The 15,903-nt window shown below is 63.6% G+C and carries 10 protein-coding genes; 7 read left to right on the forward strand and 3 right to left on the reverse strand.

Annotation, left to right across the window (positions count from 1 at the left end; all coding sequences use genetic code 11):
- Positions 1-367: 367 nt before the first annotated feature.
- From UC34_RS06485 to bamE, 3 genes are all read left to right on the forward strand, one after another.
- Positions 368-2,092 (forward strand): autotransporter assembly complex protein TamA, encoded by a 1,725-nt coding sequence (locus tag UC34_RS06485; protein ID WP_237165255.1) that lies wholly within the window; start codon positions 368-370, stop codon positions 2,090-2,092.
- The gene (locus tag UC34_RS06490; RefSeq protein WP_084070399.1) at positions 2,092-6,429 is read left to right on the forward strand and encodes a translocation/assembly module TamB domain-containing protein; all 4,338 of its coding nucleotides are present in this window, start codon (positions 2,092-2,094) and stop codon (positions 6,427-6,429) included. The genes UC34_RS06485 and UC34_RS06490 overlap by 1 nt, the downstream gene beginning before the upstream one ends.
- A gap of 206 nt (positions 6,430-6,635) precedes the next feature.
- Positions 6,636-7,172: an outer membrane protein assembly factor BamE domain-containing protein gene (gene bamE / locus UC34_RS06495; protein WP_044457842.1), complete on the forward strand. Its 537-nt coding sequence runs from the start codon at positions 6,636-6,638 to the stop codon at positions 7,170-7,172.
- A gap of 76 nt (positions 7,173-7,248) precedes the next feature.
- Here the strand turns inward: bamE and UC34_RS06500 are convergent, their stop codons facing one another.
- Entirely contained in the window at positions 7,249-7,548 is a 300-nt protein-coding gene (locus UC34_RS06500) for a DUF6356 family protein (protein ID WP_237165256.1), read from the reverse strand.
- Positions 7,549-7,602: 54 nt separating this feature from the next.
- Here UC34_RS06500 and UC34_RS06505 point away from each other — a divergent pair, with 54 nt between their 5' ends.
- Entirely contained in the window at positions 7,603-8,064 is a 462-nt protein-coding gene (locus UC34_RS06505) for an Lrp/AsnC family transcriptional regulator (RefSeq protein WP_044454777.1), read from the forward strand.
- A 146-nt stretch (positions 8,065-8,210) separates the two neighbouring features.
- Here UC34_RS06505 and metG read toward each other — a convergent pair whose 3' ends face one another.
- Both metG and UC34_RS06515 read right to left on the reverse strand, forming a co-directional pair.
- Positions 8,211-10,313, reverse strand: coding sequence for a methionine--tRNA ligase (gene metG, locus UC34_RS06510; protein ID WP_044454779.1), 2,103 nt, complete (start codon positions 10,311-10,313; stop codon positions 8,211-8,213).
- Positions 10,314-10,732: 419 nt separating this feature from the next.
- The gene (locus UC34_RS06515; RefSeq protein WP_044454781.1) at positions 10,733-11,395 is read right to left on the reverse strand and encodes a YiaD family glycine zipper/OmpA-like lipoprotein; all 663 of its coding nucleotides are present in this window, start codon (positions 11,393-11,395) and stop codon (positions 10,733-10,735) included.
- Positions 11,396-11,669: 274 nt separating this feature from the next.
- Here UC34_RS06515 and apbC point away from each other — a divergent pair, with 274 nt between their 5' ends.
- The 3 genes from apbC (at position 11,670) to UC34_RS06530 (ending at position 15,847) form a co-directional block, all read left to right on the forward strand.
- On the forward strand, positions 11,670-12,752 hold the full coding sequence (gene apbC, locus UC34_RS06520) for an iron-sulfur cluster carrier protein ApbC (RefSeq protein WP_044454783.1): 1,083 nt from the start codon (positions 11,670-11,672) through the stop codon (positions 12,750-12,752).
- Between the two features lie 134 nt (positions 12,753-12,886).
- On the forward strand, positions 12,887-13,456 hold the full coding sequence (dcd, locus tag UC34_RS06525; RefSeq protein ID WP_039373928.1) for a dCTP deaminase: 570 nt from the start codon (positions 12,887-12,889) through the stop codon (positions 13,454-13,456).
- 105 nt (positions 13,457-13,561) lie between these two features.
- Entirely contained in the window at positions 13,562-15,847 is a 2,286-nt protein-coding gene (locus UC34_RS06530; protein WP_044454786.1) for an arginine/lysine/ornithine decarboxylase, read from the forward strand.
- The last annotated feature ends 56 nt before the right edge of the window (positions 15,848-15,903 follow it).

The raw sequence follows: 15,903 nt of genomic DNA on the forward strand, positions 1-15,903 counted from the left end.
AAAAGCGGCACCGTCGCAACGGTGCCAATCGACGCAGATTCTACCGCAAACCCACCGATATTCCCCGTTTTGGGCGTTTTGACCAAATTGCCCGGATTTTAGGCCGCGCCGGTGAACTGCCCGAATGGATATGTTCAAATACGACTCATATACGCATCGCGCGTTGTCCCGTTGTGCCATGCTGGCGGGCATCGCGCGTTCGAGCACTCGCTTCGCGCAATATTCACAGCACGCCGGACCACCGGCGGCGATATTTTCAAGGAAGGTTTTGACCGTCTCGCAGATCAAATCCGGACACGACGCCAGTCGTCGCTTCGGCGCGCGCCGCTTGCGCCGCCCTTTTTGCCGCCAACCCGCAGTGCGCGTCGTGCTGATCGCACTGACCTGCGGCCTGCTCGGGCTGACGGGCTTCGCACACGCGGATTACCGGGTGCGCGTCGACGCGCCCAAAGACATCGCCAAGCTGCTCAAAGACAACCTGGACGCCGTGCGCTATGCCGAGCGCGACGACATCGGCGAGGCGCAATTCGAGCACATCATCGCGACCGTCGGCGAGCAGGTGCAGGAGCTGACGTCCACCGAGGGTTACTTCTCTCCGGTCACCCATGTCGACGTGGCCACCATCAACGGCAAGCGCGACGTCAATATCAAGGTCGACGCCGGTCCGCGTACGCATATCAAGGACGTCGATCTGAAGTTCACCGGCCCGGTCGCAGAGCAGGACCCCCAACGCGTCGGGCAGTTGCGCAGCGCATGGGAATTGCCGGTGGACGCGCCATTTCGCCAGTCCGACTGGGACAAGGCCAAGAACGACACGCTCTTTCAACTCGGTCAGAAGCGCTATCACGCGGCGAAGATGACCTTCTCGCGCGCGGTGGTCGACGCCGACAACGAAAGGGCATCGCTTGCGGCCACCTACGAAAGCGGCCCGCCATTCACCCTCGGAGCGCTTGTGATCTCCGGCACGCGCCGCTATCCCGAGCAGATCATCCGCAACGTCAATCCGCTGTCCGAGGGGGAGCCGTTCGATGCGGACCGGCTGCAGGAACTGCAACGCCAGATTCAGGCCACGCCGTACTTCTCGAACGTGATCATTTCAGTGACGGAAGATCCGGCGAAGGCGGAAAACGCGCCCATCGAAGTGAAGGTGCGCGAATTTCCCGAGCACCGTGTGCAAAGCGGTGTGGGTTACACGACCGACACCGGCGCGAGCATCAATGGACGCTACTCTTACTACAACCTGTTCGGCAAAGCGTGGACGTTCGATTCGCAGGCGCGCCTGGAGCAGTACCGGCAGGGCGGTTACGCGGAGATCGGCATGCCGCCGGATTCGAGCGCCTATACCAACAGCATGCGAGGCTCGTTCGATCGCACGTATCTGAACGGTCTCGATCAGCGCTCGACGCAGGTCGGCATCAAGCGCGCCCGGTCGCGCGAGCGTTACGACTGGGCCTACACGCTGGACTTTTACCGAACGGATGAGCGCCCCGACGGCGGCGAGCGTTTTCTGAACAAGGCGCTCGTGCCCGCGTTTTCATGGAACCGGCGCGACGTGGACGACCTGATCTTTCCGCGCAAGGGCAATATCATCAATACGCAGATCGGGTTTGCGGCCAAGCCGCTGCTGACCGATCAGAGCTTCGCGCGCCTGTACGGCCGTATCCGCCAGTACTTCCCGGTCGGCGAGCGCGACCTCGTGCTGGCGCGGCTGGAGATCGGCGCGGTGATCACGAACGGCAACAGCAACCGGATTCCGTCGTCGCTGCTGTTCTTTGCGGGCGGCACGTCATCGATTCGCGGCTATACGTACCAGAGCATCGGACGCCAGCAAAACGGCACCACGTTCCCCACGAAATATCTCGGCACCGCCAGCCTCGAGTATCAGCGCTGGTTCACGCGCGATTGGGGCGCGGCCGTGTTCTGGGATGTGGGCACGGCTACCGACGACTATCGTCACCCCACACCGCTGTATCACGGGGTGGGCGTGGGGGTGCGCTGGCGCAGCCCGGTCGGCCCGGTGAACCTCGACCTCGGCTACGGCGTGCACGACAAGCGGTTCCGTCCGGCCATCTCGTTGGGGGTGGCGTTCTGATGACGACGATGCCTTTGACTCACGCCACGCCATCCATCGCCATGACAGGGGACGTGCGCGGCGACGCACGCGAACCGACCCTGACGCGGCCCGGCACGAACGCTGACAACGCCAACAACGGCAGCCGCCCGCCGTCGCCCCCGTCCGGGGACGAGCGCACGCCACCACCTCCGCCGCCTGCGGGCCGAGGCCGGTGGGGCCGCACCCTGCTCGGCGTGGCGCTCACACTCGTGCTCGTGGTGATACTGGCGCTCGGCGCGCTGCTCTGGGCGATGTCGAGCGAGCGCGGGAGCCGCTGGCTCTGGCAGACGGCCGTGTCCACGCTGGGCGGCAAGCTCGCCGGCGAGTGGCGCAGCGGAAGCGTGCTGCATGGCTTCACCGTTGGCGACGTACGCTATGTCGACGGTGCGACCCGCATCACCGTCAGTCGGCTGGAGAGTCGCTGGGCGCTGCGTTGGCGCCCGCTGCATTTCACCGTCGACAAACTGCACGCAGGCGAGGTCGAGCTGGCCTTCGCGCCGTCGCCGCCATCGACCACGCCCACGACGATGCCGACCCGTCTGCATCTGCCGCTCGGTCTGACGCTGAACGACGTGCGTGTGGCGAAGCTCACGCTCCATTCGCCAGCGCTCGTGCTGGAGGACGTTCGCGTCAATGCGCGAAGCGATGGTACGCAGCATACGGTGCAGATCGAGCACCTCGGTACGCCGTACGGCGAGGCGGTCGCCAACGTTCGGTTGAACGGCGAGCGCCCGTTTGCGCTGGGCGGCAATGTCGGCCTGCAAGCGAAAGCCGGCGACATTCCGGTCGCATTGAAAGCGGATTTGTCCGGCTCGCTCGACGCGCTCGTCGTCGATCTGACGGCGAGCGGCGAGAAGCTCAACGGCACCGCGCACATTGCGGCGTCGCCGTTCGGTGCGGTGCCGCTCTCGCGGGCGCAAATCGCGTTCGATCACATCAATCCGCGCGATTTCGCGCCAAGTGCGCCGCAAGCGGACCTGGCGATACAGGCTGACTTGCGCCCGGAGCCCGGTGCGAAAGTCTTCCGTGTGCTGGGGCCGGTGTCGGTCGTCAATGCCGGGGCGGGAGCGATCGATGCAGGTCGCTTGCCGCTCGAGAGTCTGCGCACGCAGGTGTTGCTCGACGCCACGCGTCAGGCGTTGACCGGTATCGAACTGAAGCTCGCGGGCCGCGCCGTGCTGACCGGCAGCGGCGAACTGCGCCGCGAAGCGCTTGCGGCTGGGGACACGCCTGCGGTGGCTGCGGCATCGGGTGCGAGCGGTGTCAGCGCCGGGACCCACGGCACGACGGCGAGCGCAGCGCCGGCGGCAAGCGCGCCGACGGCGTCGCCGCCCGCAACGGTCAGCGCCGACGGCACCTCAACCAAGACCACGGCCGAGACCGAGACCAAGCCCACGACCGCAGACGCCGATGTCACCGTGGGTGGCTTCGCCCTCATGATGCGCAACCTCGATCTGCGTGCGCTATACGGCAAGCTGCCCGCAACGAAGCTCGGCGGTCCGCTCGACATCAAGCTCGACGCCAGCGGACAACGCATCGCGCTCGATTGGCGTGATGCCGCACACCGCGTGCTCGCCGACGTCGGCCTGGATGCCAAGGGCACCCGAATCCACGCGTTATCGCTGGAGGCGGGCAACGGCAAGGCAGCGGCAACCGGTGTTCTGGAGAATGGCGACACCGGTGCGTATCGGGCGCAGATCAAGCTCACACGCTTCGATCCCGCTGCCTGGTACGACCTTTACGGCCCACCGAAGCGTGGTGCGAAGACCCCCGCAGCTAGCGTAACTGGACAGTTGGACGCCCAGGGCGTGTTGCGTCCCGAGTTCGGTCTGGCGCTGAAGTTCGCGTTGCACGACAGCATTTACGCCGATCTGCCGATGAGCGGCGCGGGCACCGTAAAGCTGGCGGGCACGCGTTTGCTGCCGAGCGATGCGAACCTGCTTGTCGCGGGCAACAAGGTGCTGTTGCGCGGCAGTTTCGGGGCGCCGGGCGACAAGATGGCCGTCAATGTCGACGCGCCGTCACTCGACAAACTGGGCTTCGGCCTCGCCGGTCGTTTGCAACTGGACGCTCAGGTGTCGGGCACGATGGAGCGCCCGGCCGTGGCGGCCACGCTCGCGGCCGACAAGCTGGTCTTCGGCGCGCAGACGCTCGAACATCTGGCGGGCAAGGTGGACGTGAGCGGCGGTCTGCCCGGTGCGGCGGGCGATCGACTGAACGTCACGCTCGACGGTCAAGGTTTCACCAGCGCCATCGCCAGGCTCGACAAGCTCTCGCTGGCGTTGGCCGGCACGCGCGGCGCACATACCCTGCACCTCAAGGCCACGGGCAAGTTGCGTGAGGCGCCGGTAGACATGAACCTCGATGCCGCAGGCGCCGTGACGAACGCACGCGGCAAGCCGGGGTGGAAGGGTACGATCCAGACCCTCGCGAACCGCGGTGTGCCGAAGCTCGATCTGGCCTCGCCGTGGCAGGTAGAGGCGAGTGCGGAGCGTGTGCACCTGGGGGCGGCGAAGCTCGTCACGGGCGCGGGCGCGTTGTCGCTCGCGAACTTCGATTACGGCGACGGGCAACTGAAGACGGCAGGTACGATCGACACCCTGGACATCGCTCAGGTGCTGCGTGTCGTGCAGTCGTTCACGGGCGAGCCGTCGCCGATCGCGAGCGATCTGATCCTCGACGGCAAATGGAACGTGAGCGCCGGGCAACGGGCCGACGGCTTTGTCGAAGTCGTTCGCCGCAGCGGCGACGTCACCCTGCGTCGCGGTGGCGTGAACGATAGCGTCAAGGTAACGGTCACGGGCATTCCCGGCCTGAGCGCGGAGAAAGGCGGCGTAGGGGCGCGGGTGCCGCTGGGCATTTCGGAGTTGCGTACGCGCATCGATCTGTCCGGGCAGACCGCCCGCGCGACGGTGAAAGCCGTCTCCTCGCTGGTCGGAACCGTGGATGCAGACGTGCAAGCCGGCCTGCGCGTTCAGGGCGGTATCCCTGACGTGCCCGACGACGCGCCGCTCACGGGGCGCATTGCTGTCGCGATTCCGAACCTGTCGAAATTCGAAGACCTTGCCGGTGCGCAGTTCAACTTCAAGGGTCGGGCAAATCTGAATGTGACGCTGGCAGGCACGGTTGCGAAGCCTCGCCCCACGGGCCAACTGAGCGCCGACGACCTCTCGGTGCAAATGTTCGACACGGGGGTGAGCGTGAAGGACGGCAAGGTCCGCATCGATCTCACTCCGACCGAAATCGTCTTGCGAGACGTCGTCGTGACAGGGGGCGGCGGCGGCACGGCGCGTGCGACGGGCAATATTCGTCTCGACACGCCGGAGCCGACGCTCGGCATCACCCTGAACGCCGACAAGTTGCAACTGTTCGCAGCGCCCGATCGTCAGTTGTCGCTGACTGGCGAGGCCAAGGCGACGGGCAGCGGCGAAGCGATGGCGCTGAACGGCAAGTTCACCGTCGACCGTGCGCGCTTCGCGTTGCCCCCGACGAGTGCGCCCAAGCTGAGTGACGATGTGATCGTCGTGCGCGGCGGGGCGCAGGCCCGGACCAAGCCGCTCGACCCGAAGGATCAGGCCGCGCGAATCGGCGAGCAACCGACGAGCCGCTTCTCGCCGCACATCAATGTCGAGGTGAATCTGGGGCGCGATTTCCGTTTCGTCGGTGCGGGCGCCGACCTGCTTCTGCGCGGCAGCATGCGGGTGCAAAGCGATCCGCTCACCCCCATGCGGGCGACCGGCACCATTACCGTGGCGGAAGGCACGTACGAGGCATTCGACCGCAAATTGGCAATCGAACGCGGCGAAATCAACTTCGTCGGTCCGCTGGACAATCCCAATCTCTACATTCAGGCGATGCGTCGCAATCAGGAAGTGGCGGCCGGGGTGCTCGTGACGGGCACAGTGCGTCAACCGCGCGTGTCGCTCGTGTCCGAGCCGAGTGTGTCGGACGAAGAGAAACTTTCGTGGCTGATGTTCGGCCATGGCCCCGACGGCGCGGGTCTCGGCCAGCGTCAGGCCATGGCGGGGGCGGCGACCGCACTGCTCGGCGCGACCGGCGGCAAGCGCATCATCAAGGACCTGGGGATCGACGAGTTCAGCATCGGCACCAGCGACTCGGGCCTGCCCGACGACCAGCAGGTCGTGAAGGTCGGCAAGGCAATCTCGGACAACTTTGCCCTGGGATACGAGCAGAGTCTGACGAGCGCGGCGAGTATCGTGAAAATCACGTGGCAGGTGTCGCGTCGCTGGCAGATTGCGTTGCGTACCGGTTCGCTGTCCGGCTTCGACGTGTTGTTCAACCGCCGCTTCGACTGATGGTGGACGTCAGGCCGATCGTTGATGAAGCGGCGGTGAAGCGGTGGTGAAGCGGTGGCGGCGCGTTGGTCGGGCGCATGCCGGATCCGGGTGAGCAATACCGCCAAACGTGAAAAGGAGAGGGAACGATGAAAATGACGGAAACGTCGCCGAATCCGGAACGTGGCGCATATGGCATGCGCCGGGGCCTTCGCTGGGGAGCCGCTATGGGACTGTTTGCGAGTCTGTTGGGATTGTTCGGCTGCGATCAGCAGCAAATCGACAGGGCGCGTGAGAAAGCGCGCGATACGTTTAACGCCGTCAAGCCGGACGACATGCTGCTGCGCGACCTTCAGCCCGGTGTGACCACCGAAGCGCAGGTGCGCGAGCAGATGGGCAAGCCGGAGATCGTCTGGGAGAACGCGGACGGCTCACGTCGGCTGGAATACCCGCGTGCGCCCGGTGGCCTGAAGACGTACATGGTCGATATCGGCGCGGACGGCACGTTGCGACGCGTGACGCAGGCCCTGTCGGCGGAAAATTTCGAGCAGGTGCAGCCCGGCATGTCGCAGGACGACGTGCGGCGTCTGCTGGGCAAACCGACCCGTGTCGAGGAGTACCGTCTCAAGAAGGAGACGGTGTGGAGCTGGCGCTGGCTGGAAGACGGCGTGAATTCGCCGGGCATGTTCAACGCTCACTTCGGGCCGGATGGGCGGGTGACGGTGACCTCCCGGTCACCCGATCCGGCGTCGGAGCGTCCCTGATCGAATCGACGCGCACTCGATACACAATCGACGCGTCACCGACGCGTGACGTCGCAGGCGGTGTTTGGCGAGGCGCTCAGCGTGCCGGTGTCCGCCCGGTCCGTGCGGCCTCGCGATGCCGGTTCGTCACCATTCGTTCATGCAACCGCACGATGATCTTGCTGCCGGTCTTCTCGAACGCAAACGGCAGCACGGCATGGACCAGACAGGCAAGGCAGGCGCCGAGCAGCGGCAAGGCGAAGGACAACGCCGAGCCCATGTGCTGGAGATAGTTTTCGCCGACAGAGGCAGGGTGTCGAGTGAAAAATTTCATAATGACCTCTGTTTTAAGAATGTTTTTGAAGTCTACTGGTGAGTGCGAGGTAAAGGCTTTCAAATATCCTGATGAATCGGGTAGGATTTGGAATAATTTTCCTCCCGGACGTCTATCATGGACAAAACCGATCTCGCGATCCTCGAAAATCTGCAAACCGATGCCTCCCGCTCGTTGGGCGAGCTTGCGGAGGCGGTCCATCTTTCGCCGACACCTTGCTGGCGGCGCGTGCAGCGTTTGCGGGAAAACGGGGTAATCACCGGGCAGGTGACGCTTTGCGACCCGCAACAGCTCGATCTGCGCGTGATCGCCTTCGTGTTCATCAAGGCGGCGACCCATAGTGAAGACTGGATGGTGCGTTTCGTGGCCGGTGCCCGCGAGTTGCCCGAAATCGTCGAAATCCACCGCATGGCGGGTGACATCGACTATCTGCTCAAGGTCTATCTACCGGATATCGCGGCGTACGATCGGTTCTACAAAAAGCTCATTCGTGTGGCGGACTTGCAGGACATCAGCGCCAGCTTCTCGATGGAGACGGTGAAGTTCACCACGGCATTGCCGGTCGATCACCTGCGCTAACCCGGGGGCTACGCGCCACCGTTGTAGGGGGCGCCATAATGCAAAACACCCCGAGTCCGGGAGACCGGCACTCGGGGTGTTGGGTAGGCAGCGTATGGCGCGCGACCGTACGCTACGCACCTGCCTCATGCATTCACTTCAGGCACTCACTTCACGCGCATACCGGGCTTAGCGCCATCGTGCGGCTCGAGAATGTAAATGCCCGGTTCGGCCTTCTCGTCGGCAGCCGACGCGGCGAGCACCATGCCTTCGGACAGGCCGAACTTCATCTTGCGCGGGGCGAGATTGGCGACCATCACCGTCAACTTGCCGACCAGCACTTCCGGCTGCGGATAGGCTGACCTGATGCCGGAGAAGACATTGCGCGTTTGCGCTTCGCCCACGTCGAGCGTGAGTTGCAGCAGCTTGTCCGAGCCCTCCACCGCCTTGCAATCGACAATGCGCGCAATGCGCAGATCGATCCTGGCGAAGTCGTCGATGGTGATGATGCCGTCGTCGACCGTCTCAGCGGACTTTTCCGCCTTGGCCGACTTGTCCTTGCCCTTCGCCCTGGCCGCTGCAGCGTCGCCCGGGGGCGCGCTTGCCTGCAAGGAGTCGCGATTGGCGGCGAGCAGCGCTTCGACCTGCTTGCCTTCAACGCGCGTCATCAGGTGCTTGTAAGCGGTGATGGCGGTATCGGCGGTGAGCGCGCGCTCGACGTCCTGCCACGTTTGCGGGGCAATGTTCAGGAACTGTTCCACGGCTTGCGCTGTGCTCGGCAGCACCGGCTTGAGATAGAGCGTGAGCAGGCGGAACGCTTCCAGACACACAGAGCACGCGTCGTGCAGAGCATCCGCCTGCGCCGGGTCCTTCGCGAGATCCCACGGCTTGACCGTGTCGACGTAGCCGTTGACGGCGTCGGCCTGTTCCATGACCAAGCGCAGCGCCTTGCCGAATTCGCGACCTTCGTAATAAGTCGCGATCTGAGGTGCCACGGCGCGGATCTGTTTGAGCAGCGGCGCCTGCATGGCGTGCGCCGACACGCGGCCATCGAAACGCTTGATGAGGAAACCGGCGGCACGGCTGGCGATATTGACGTACTTGCCGACCAGATCGCTGTTGACGCGCGCGATGAAGTCATCGAGGTTCAGGTCGAGATCTTCCATCGTGTTGCCGAGCTTGGCGCCGATGTAATAGCGCAGCCATTCCGGATTCAGCCCGGTGTCGATGAAGCTCTGCGCCGTAATGAACGTGCCGCGCGACTTCGACATTTTTTGACCGTCCACGGTCAGGAAGCCGTGGGCGTACACGTTGGTCGGCGTGCGATGGCCCGAGAATTCGAGCATCGCCGGCCAGAACAGCGTGTGGAAGTACATGATGTCCTTCCCGATGAAGTGGTACTGCTCAGTCGTGGAACCGGGCTTGACCCATTCGTCGAAGTTCAGGCCGCGCTTGGCGCACAGGTTCTTGAAGCTGGCGTAGTAGCCGACGGGTGCGTCGAGCCACACGTAGAAGTACTTGCCCGGCGCGCCCGGAATCTCGAAGCCGAAGTACGGTGCATCGCGCGAGATGTCCCAGTCGGCCAGCGTCGATTCGCCGTCTTCGCCGAGCCATTCCTTCATTTTGTTCGCCGCTTCCGGCTGGGCGAGACCCGACACCCACTTGCGCAGGAACTGTTCGCAACGCTTGTCCGAGAGCTTGAAGAAGTAGTGGGTCGAGGTCTTGCGAATTGGCGTGGCGCCCGAGACGACCGAGTAGGGGTTGAGCAGGTCGGTCGGGGCATAAGTCGAGCCGCAGACTTCGCAGGAGTCGCCGTACTGGTCCTTGGCGCCGCACTTCGGGCATTCGCCCTTGATGAAGCGGTCCGGCAGGAACATTTCCTTGACCGGGTCATACGCCTGTTCGATATCGCGCGCTTCGATCAGCCCCTGTTCCTTGAGGGCGAGATAAACGTTCTCCGACAGTTCGCGATTTTCTTCGGAATCCGTCGAGTAGTAGTTGTCGAACGAGATGCCGAAGCTGTCGAAGTCGCGCTTGTGCTCCTTCCAGACGCGATCGATCAATTGCTTGGGCGTAAGCCCTTCCTTTTCGGCGCGCAGCATGACCGGCGTGCCGTGCGTGTCGTCGGCCCCCACGTAATACACCTCATGGCCCTGCATTCGCATGAACCGTACCCAGATGTCGGTCTGGATGTATTCCACCAGGTGACCGATGTGGATCTGGCCATTGGCGTACGGCAGTGCGGATGTAACGAGAATGCGGCGGGACATGTGGATTGACTGTGGTGAGTTGCAGGGTGCAGGAAAGGACGATTCTAGCAGGCGGGGCGGCTCGACGCCCAAACGGGCATCGGGTCCGGGGAATCTGTCGTCTTTCGACGCATGCGCGACGCGCGCTCCAGGTGCGCTCCAGGTGCGCTCCCTATGCGGCCAAAAAAAAAGCCGGAACGAGGTTCCGGCATAACTAGGCACACGTAACGTCAATAACAAAGAGGAGATGGAAGCACCCACGGTAGGCACTTCCGAAGGGTCTGAGCGTTCGCGTGCGGGATTAGTTCAACCGATGTGCCGACTTTCGATGCTGCGTTGCAACATGCGCTTGGCGGGGAGGCCGACAAACGCATGCCCGGCGGGCCGGGCATGCATTCGAACGGGTCAGGCGAGTGATACGGGAAACCCGGCCGGGGCCATCAGCCGCGCGGCGCCTGTTGCTGTTGCGGCGCCTGCAGCAGGATTTCCACGCGACGGTTCTGGGCGCGGCCTTCCGCCGTGGCATCCGAGGCAACCGGCTGGCTCGAACCGACGCCGACACCTTGCAGACGTCGGGCGTCCACCCCCCGGCTGGTCAGGAACTGGATGACGCTGTTCGCACGGTTTTGCGACAGGGGAATGTTGATCTTGTCCCCACCGGTGCTATCCGTGTGCCCGATGACACGTGCGGTAATGCCCGGATTCTGGTTCATCGAATTGGCCAGATCGGTGAGCACCGCCGCGAAATTCGGCTTGATGGCGTATTGGTTGGTATCGAACGTCACGTCGCTCGGCACGTTGACCTGAAGCTGGCCGTCCGGACGCTCCGAGATCTGGGTGCCCGTGCCGGCCGTATGACCGCCCAGCGCATTCTTGATCGACTGCCAGTTATAGCCGGTGGCGCCGCCGGCGGCTGCGCCGACCGCTGCACCGATCAGGGTGCCCGTGGTGTTGCCACCGATGAGGTTGCCCAGGCCCGCCCCGACCGCCGCACCGACACCGGTGCCGACCGCCGTGTTGGTGCCTTGCTGCGTCTGGCATCCGGCGAGCATGGCAGCGGCGACCAGTACGAGCGCGGAGGCGCGCAGAGTATTCTTCTTCATTTGAGGCTCCTTATCGATTAGCTAGCTGTGATGAAACACGCGTAAGCACTTCGTCGAAGCACGCGCGCGCCGCAGGGGTTTTGATCCTGACGGCGCGGCGTCTTTTACAATAGCGCTGAGCTTGAACCGCAGGCAAGGACAAATTGCCGCGACGGCTGGTTCCCCATAACACGCGCGCCTCGAATGCTAGTCGAGAGCGTGCGCCACGGTTGTTACAAGTTGTTAGCGCTACGCCGGGCATTTCCGGCGCGCCTCGACACAGCGAGAGACCCACATGGAAGTCGCCCAAATCAATGAAGTGCTGCGTGGCATCGTCGACCCGGACACGGGCCTGGACCTGATCGCCGGGAAGTATGTCAAGGAAGTCGCGGCCGAACACGGTCACGTCGGTATCAAGATCGAATTCGGCTATCCCGCCAAGAGCCAGTTCGAAGCGATGCGCACGCGAATTGCCGACGCCGTCGGCAAGCTGCCCGGTGTCGAGCGCGTGGCCGTCGAAATCGGCCAGAAGATCGTATCTCACGCCGTTCAACGCGGGGTGAAGCTCCTTCCCAATGTCAAGAACATCGTGGCGGTGGCCTCCGGCAAGGGCGGCGTGGGCAAGAGCACCACGGCCGTGAACCTCGCGCTGGCGCTGGCCGCCGAAGGCGCCAATGTCGGGATTCTCGATGCCGATATCTACGGCCCCTCGCTGCCCACGCTACTGGGCATTCACGGCAAACCCGAATCGAAGGACGGCAAGACGCTCGAACCGATGCAGGGGCATGGTCTGCAGGCGAGTTCCATCGGTTTTCTGATCGAGCCGGACAATCCCATGGTCTGGCGCGGCCCCATGGTCACGCAGGCGCTCGAACAGCTGCTCAACCAGACGAACTGGCACGACCTCGACTACCTGATCGTCGACATGCCGCCGGGCACGGGCGACATTCAGCTCACGCTCGCGCAGAAGGTGCCGGTCACGGGCGCGGTCATCGTGACGACGCCGCAGGATCTGGCGCTGCTCGACGCGCGCAAGGGACTCAAGATGTTCGAGAAGGTCGGCGTGCCGATCCTGGGGCTGATCGAAAACATGAGCCTGCACATTTGCTCGAACTGCGGGCATGAAGAGCCGATCTTCGGCGTGGGCGGCGGCGAGCGCATGAGCCACGATTTCGACGTCGACCTGCTGGGCAAGCTGCCGCTGGAGATGAGCATTCGCGTGCACGCCGACGCGGGCATGCCAAGCGTGGTGGGCGACCCGGACGGCCGTGTGGCCGAGCTGTACAAGGGCATCGCCCGCAAGGTCGCGGTGAAGATCGCGGCCAGACAGAAGGACATGACCAGCAAGTTCCCGTCCATCGTCGTTCAGAACACGTAAGGACCGGGGCTGCCGGCCCGTGCACAGGGATCGTGGGGCCCGCGCGGGGCGGTGCGAGTGAAAACATCACCGCACCGCAACAATCGCGTAAAATACGCCCACTTTTTACGTACTACCCCAATTCAGGCCCAGACATGAGCATCAAGTCCGACAAATGGATCCGGCGTATGGCCGAAGAGCACGGCATGATCGAGCCCTTCGAGCCGTCGCAGATCCGGTATTCCCAGGACGGGCAAAAGATCGTCAGCTACGGTACGTCGAGCTACGGCTACGACATTCGCTGTGCGCCTGAATTCAAGGTCTTCACCAACATCAACTCGACCATCGTCGATCCGAAGAACTTCGACGAGAAGTCCTTCGTCGACGTCGAGAGCGATGTGTGCATCATTCCGCCGAACTCGTTCGCGCTCGCGCGCACCGTCGAGTACTTCCGTATCCCGCGCAGCGTACTCACCGTGTGTCTGGGCAAGTCGACGTATGCCCGCTGCGGCATCATCGTGAACGTGACGCCGTTCGAACCCGAATGGGAGGGCTACGTGACGCTGGAATTCTCGAACACGACGCCGCTGCCGGCCAAGATCTACGCCAACGAAGGCGTCGCTCAGGTGCTGTTTTTCGAATCCGACGAAGTCTGCGAGACCTCGTACAAGGATCGCGGCGGGAAGTACCAGGGCCAGCGTGGTGTCACGCTGCCGAAAACCTAGCCTGTCAGGCTCGCACTCGCCGCCGGTGAGCACCCCACATTTCGCAATGCCCCAGAGCCACGGCCATGTCGGACCGTGGCTCGTTCTTTTGTCGAAGGAACGCCAATGAAATTCCGTTTTCCGATCGTCATCATCGACGAGGACTTCCGCTCCGAAAACATCTCCGGATCCGGGATTCGCTCTTTGGCGGAGGCTATCGAAGCCGAGGGCATGGAAGTCAACGGTCTCACCAGCTACGGTGACCTGACCTCGTTCGCGCAGCAGGCAAGCCGCGCGTCGAGCTTCATCCTGTCCATCGACGACGATGAGTTCGGCACGTTCTCGAGCGAAGCGGGCGGCGAAGGCGAGGGCGAGCTGGCGCTGGCCATCATCAACCTGCGGGCCTTCGTGCAGGAAGTTCGCCGCCGCAATCCGGACATTCCGATTTTCCTGTATGGCGAGACGCGCACGTCGCGTCACATCCCGAACGACATCCTGCGCGAACTGCACGGCTTCATTCACATGTTCGAAGACACGCCGGAGTTCGTGGCGCGTCACATCATCCGTGAAGCCAAGTCCTACCTCGACTCGTTGCCGCCGCCGTTCTTCCGCTCGCTCACGCACTACGCCGCAGACGGTTCGTATTCGTGGCACTGCCCGGGGCACTCGGGGGGCGTAGCGTTCCTGAAGAGCCCGGTGGGGCAGATGTTCCACCAGTTCTTCGGTGAGAACATGCTGCGTGCCGACGTTTGCAACGCGGTCGAAGAGTTGGGGCAGTTGCTCGATCACAACGGTCCGGTGGGGGCGTCCGAGCGCAATGCCGCGCGCATTTTCAATGCCGACCATCTCTTTTTCGTGACGAACGGCACCTCGACGTCGAACAAGATCGTGTGGCATGCGACCGTGGCCCCGGGCGACATCGTCGTGGTCGATCGCAACTGCCACAAGTCGATCCTGCACGCGATCACCATGACGGGTGCTGTGCCGGTGTTTCTCACGCCGACGCGCAACCATCTCGGCATCATCGGCCCGATCCCGAAGTCCGAGTTCGAGCCCGAAGTCATTCGCGCCAAGATCGAAGCGAACCCGTTCGCCCGCGAAGTGCTGGAGCGCGACCCGAACGCCAAGCCACGCATTCTCACGATTACGCAGAGCACGTACGACGGCGTGATCTACAACGTCGAAATGATCAAGGACGTGCTGGGCAACAACATCGACACGCTGCACTTCGACGAAGCGTGGCTCCCGCACGCCGCGTTCCACGAGTTCTATCGCGACATGCACGCGATCGGCGAAGGCCGCCCGCGCTCGTCGGAAGCCACGATCTACGCCACGCACTCCACGCACAAGCTGCTCGCCGGGATCTCCCAGGCCTCGCAGATCGTGGTGCAGGATTCGGACGCGCGCACGTTCGACACGTACCGCTTCAACGAGGCGTATCTGATGCATACGTCGACCTCGCCGCAGTACGCGATCATCGCGTCGTGCGACGTGGCGGCCGCGATGATGGAGCCGCCGGGCGGCACGGCGCTGGTGGAAGAGTCGATCGTCGAGGCGCTGGACTTCCGTCGCGCCATGCGCAAGGTGGACGCGGAGTATGGCGATTCCTGGTGGTTCTCGGTCTGGGGCCCGGAGCATCTGGGCGACGAAGGCACGATTCAGCGCGAAGACTGGGTGTTGCGTGCGAACGAACGCTGGCACGGCTTTGGCGATCTGGCCGATGGCTTCAACATGCTCGACCCGATCAAGGCAACGATCATCACGCCGGGGCTCGACGTGGACGGCGAGTTCGGCGAGAGCGGCATCCCGGCGGCCATCGTCACGAAGTATCTCGCCGAGCACGGCATCATCGTCGAGAAGACCGGCCTGTATTCGTTCTTCATCATGTTCACCATTGGCATCACCAAGGGCCGATGGAATTCGATGCTGACCGAGTTGCAGCAGTTCAAGGACGACTACGATCACAACCGTCCGTTGTGGCGCGTGCTGCCGGAGTTCGTGGCGCAGTTCCCGCGTTATGAACGCATTGGCCTGCGCGATCTGTGCGATCAGATTCACAGCGTCTACAAGGCGAACGACGTGGCGCGCGTGACGACCGAGATGTATCTCTCGGACATGCAACCGGCCATGAAGCCGACGGACGCCTTCGCGAAGCTGGCGCACCGCCAGATCGACCGGGTGCCCATCGACGAACTCGAAGGGCGCGTGACGAGCGTGTTGCTCACGCCGTACCCGCCGGGCATTCCGCTGCTCATTCCGGGCGAGCGTTTCAACGCTGCGATCATCGAGTATCTGCGTTTCGCGCGTGACTTCAACGAACGCTTCCCGGGCTTCCATACCGATATCCACGGTCTGGTCGTCGAGGAAGTGGACGGGCGCCCCGAGTACTTCGTGGATTGCGTGCGTCAGTAAATGGGTGAGTGAACCGCGCGCACCGCGCGCGGATGCCCGACAACGCGGCCTCGTGT

It is taken from the genome of Pandoraea vervacti (assembly GCF_000934605.2).
Classification (GTDB): domain Bacteria; phylum Pseudomonadota; class Gammaproteobacteria; order Burkholderiales; family Burkholderiaceae; genus Pandoraea; species Pandoraea vervacti.

Coding starts and splice junctions, on each gene's coding strand:
- apbC (WP_044454783.1), top strand. CDS start 11,670: ATGGAAGTCGCCCAAATCAATGAAGTGCTGCGTGGCATCGTCGACCCG.
- metG (WP_044454779.1), bottom strand. CDS start 10,313: ATGTCCCGCCGCATTCTCGTTACATCCGCACTGCCGTACGCCAATGGC.
- UC34_RS06530 (WP_044454786.1), top strand. CDS start 13,562: ATGAAATTCCGTTTTCCGATCGTCATCATCGACGAGGACTTCCGCTCC.
- UC34_RS06490 (WP_084070399.1), top strand. CDS start 2,092: ATGACGACGATGCCTTTGACTCACGCCACGCCATCCATCGCCATGACA.
- dcd (WP_039373928.1), top strand. CDS start 12,887: ATGAGCATCAAGTCCGACAAATGGATCCGGCGTATGGCCGAAGAGCAC.
- UC34_RS06515 (WP_044454781.1), bottom strand. CDS start 11,395: ATGAAGAAGAATACTCTGCGCGCCTCCGCGCTCGTACTGGTCGCCGCT.
- UC34_RS06505 (WP_044454777.1), top strand. CDS start 7,603: ATGGACAAAACCGATCTCGCGATCCTCGAAAATCTGCAAACCGATGCC.
- bamE (WP_044457842.1), top strand. CDS start 6,636: ATGGGACTGTTTGCGAGTCTGTTGGGATTGTTCGGCTGCGATCAGCAG.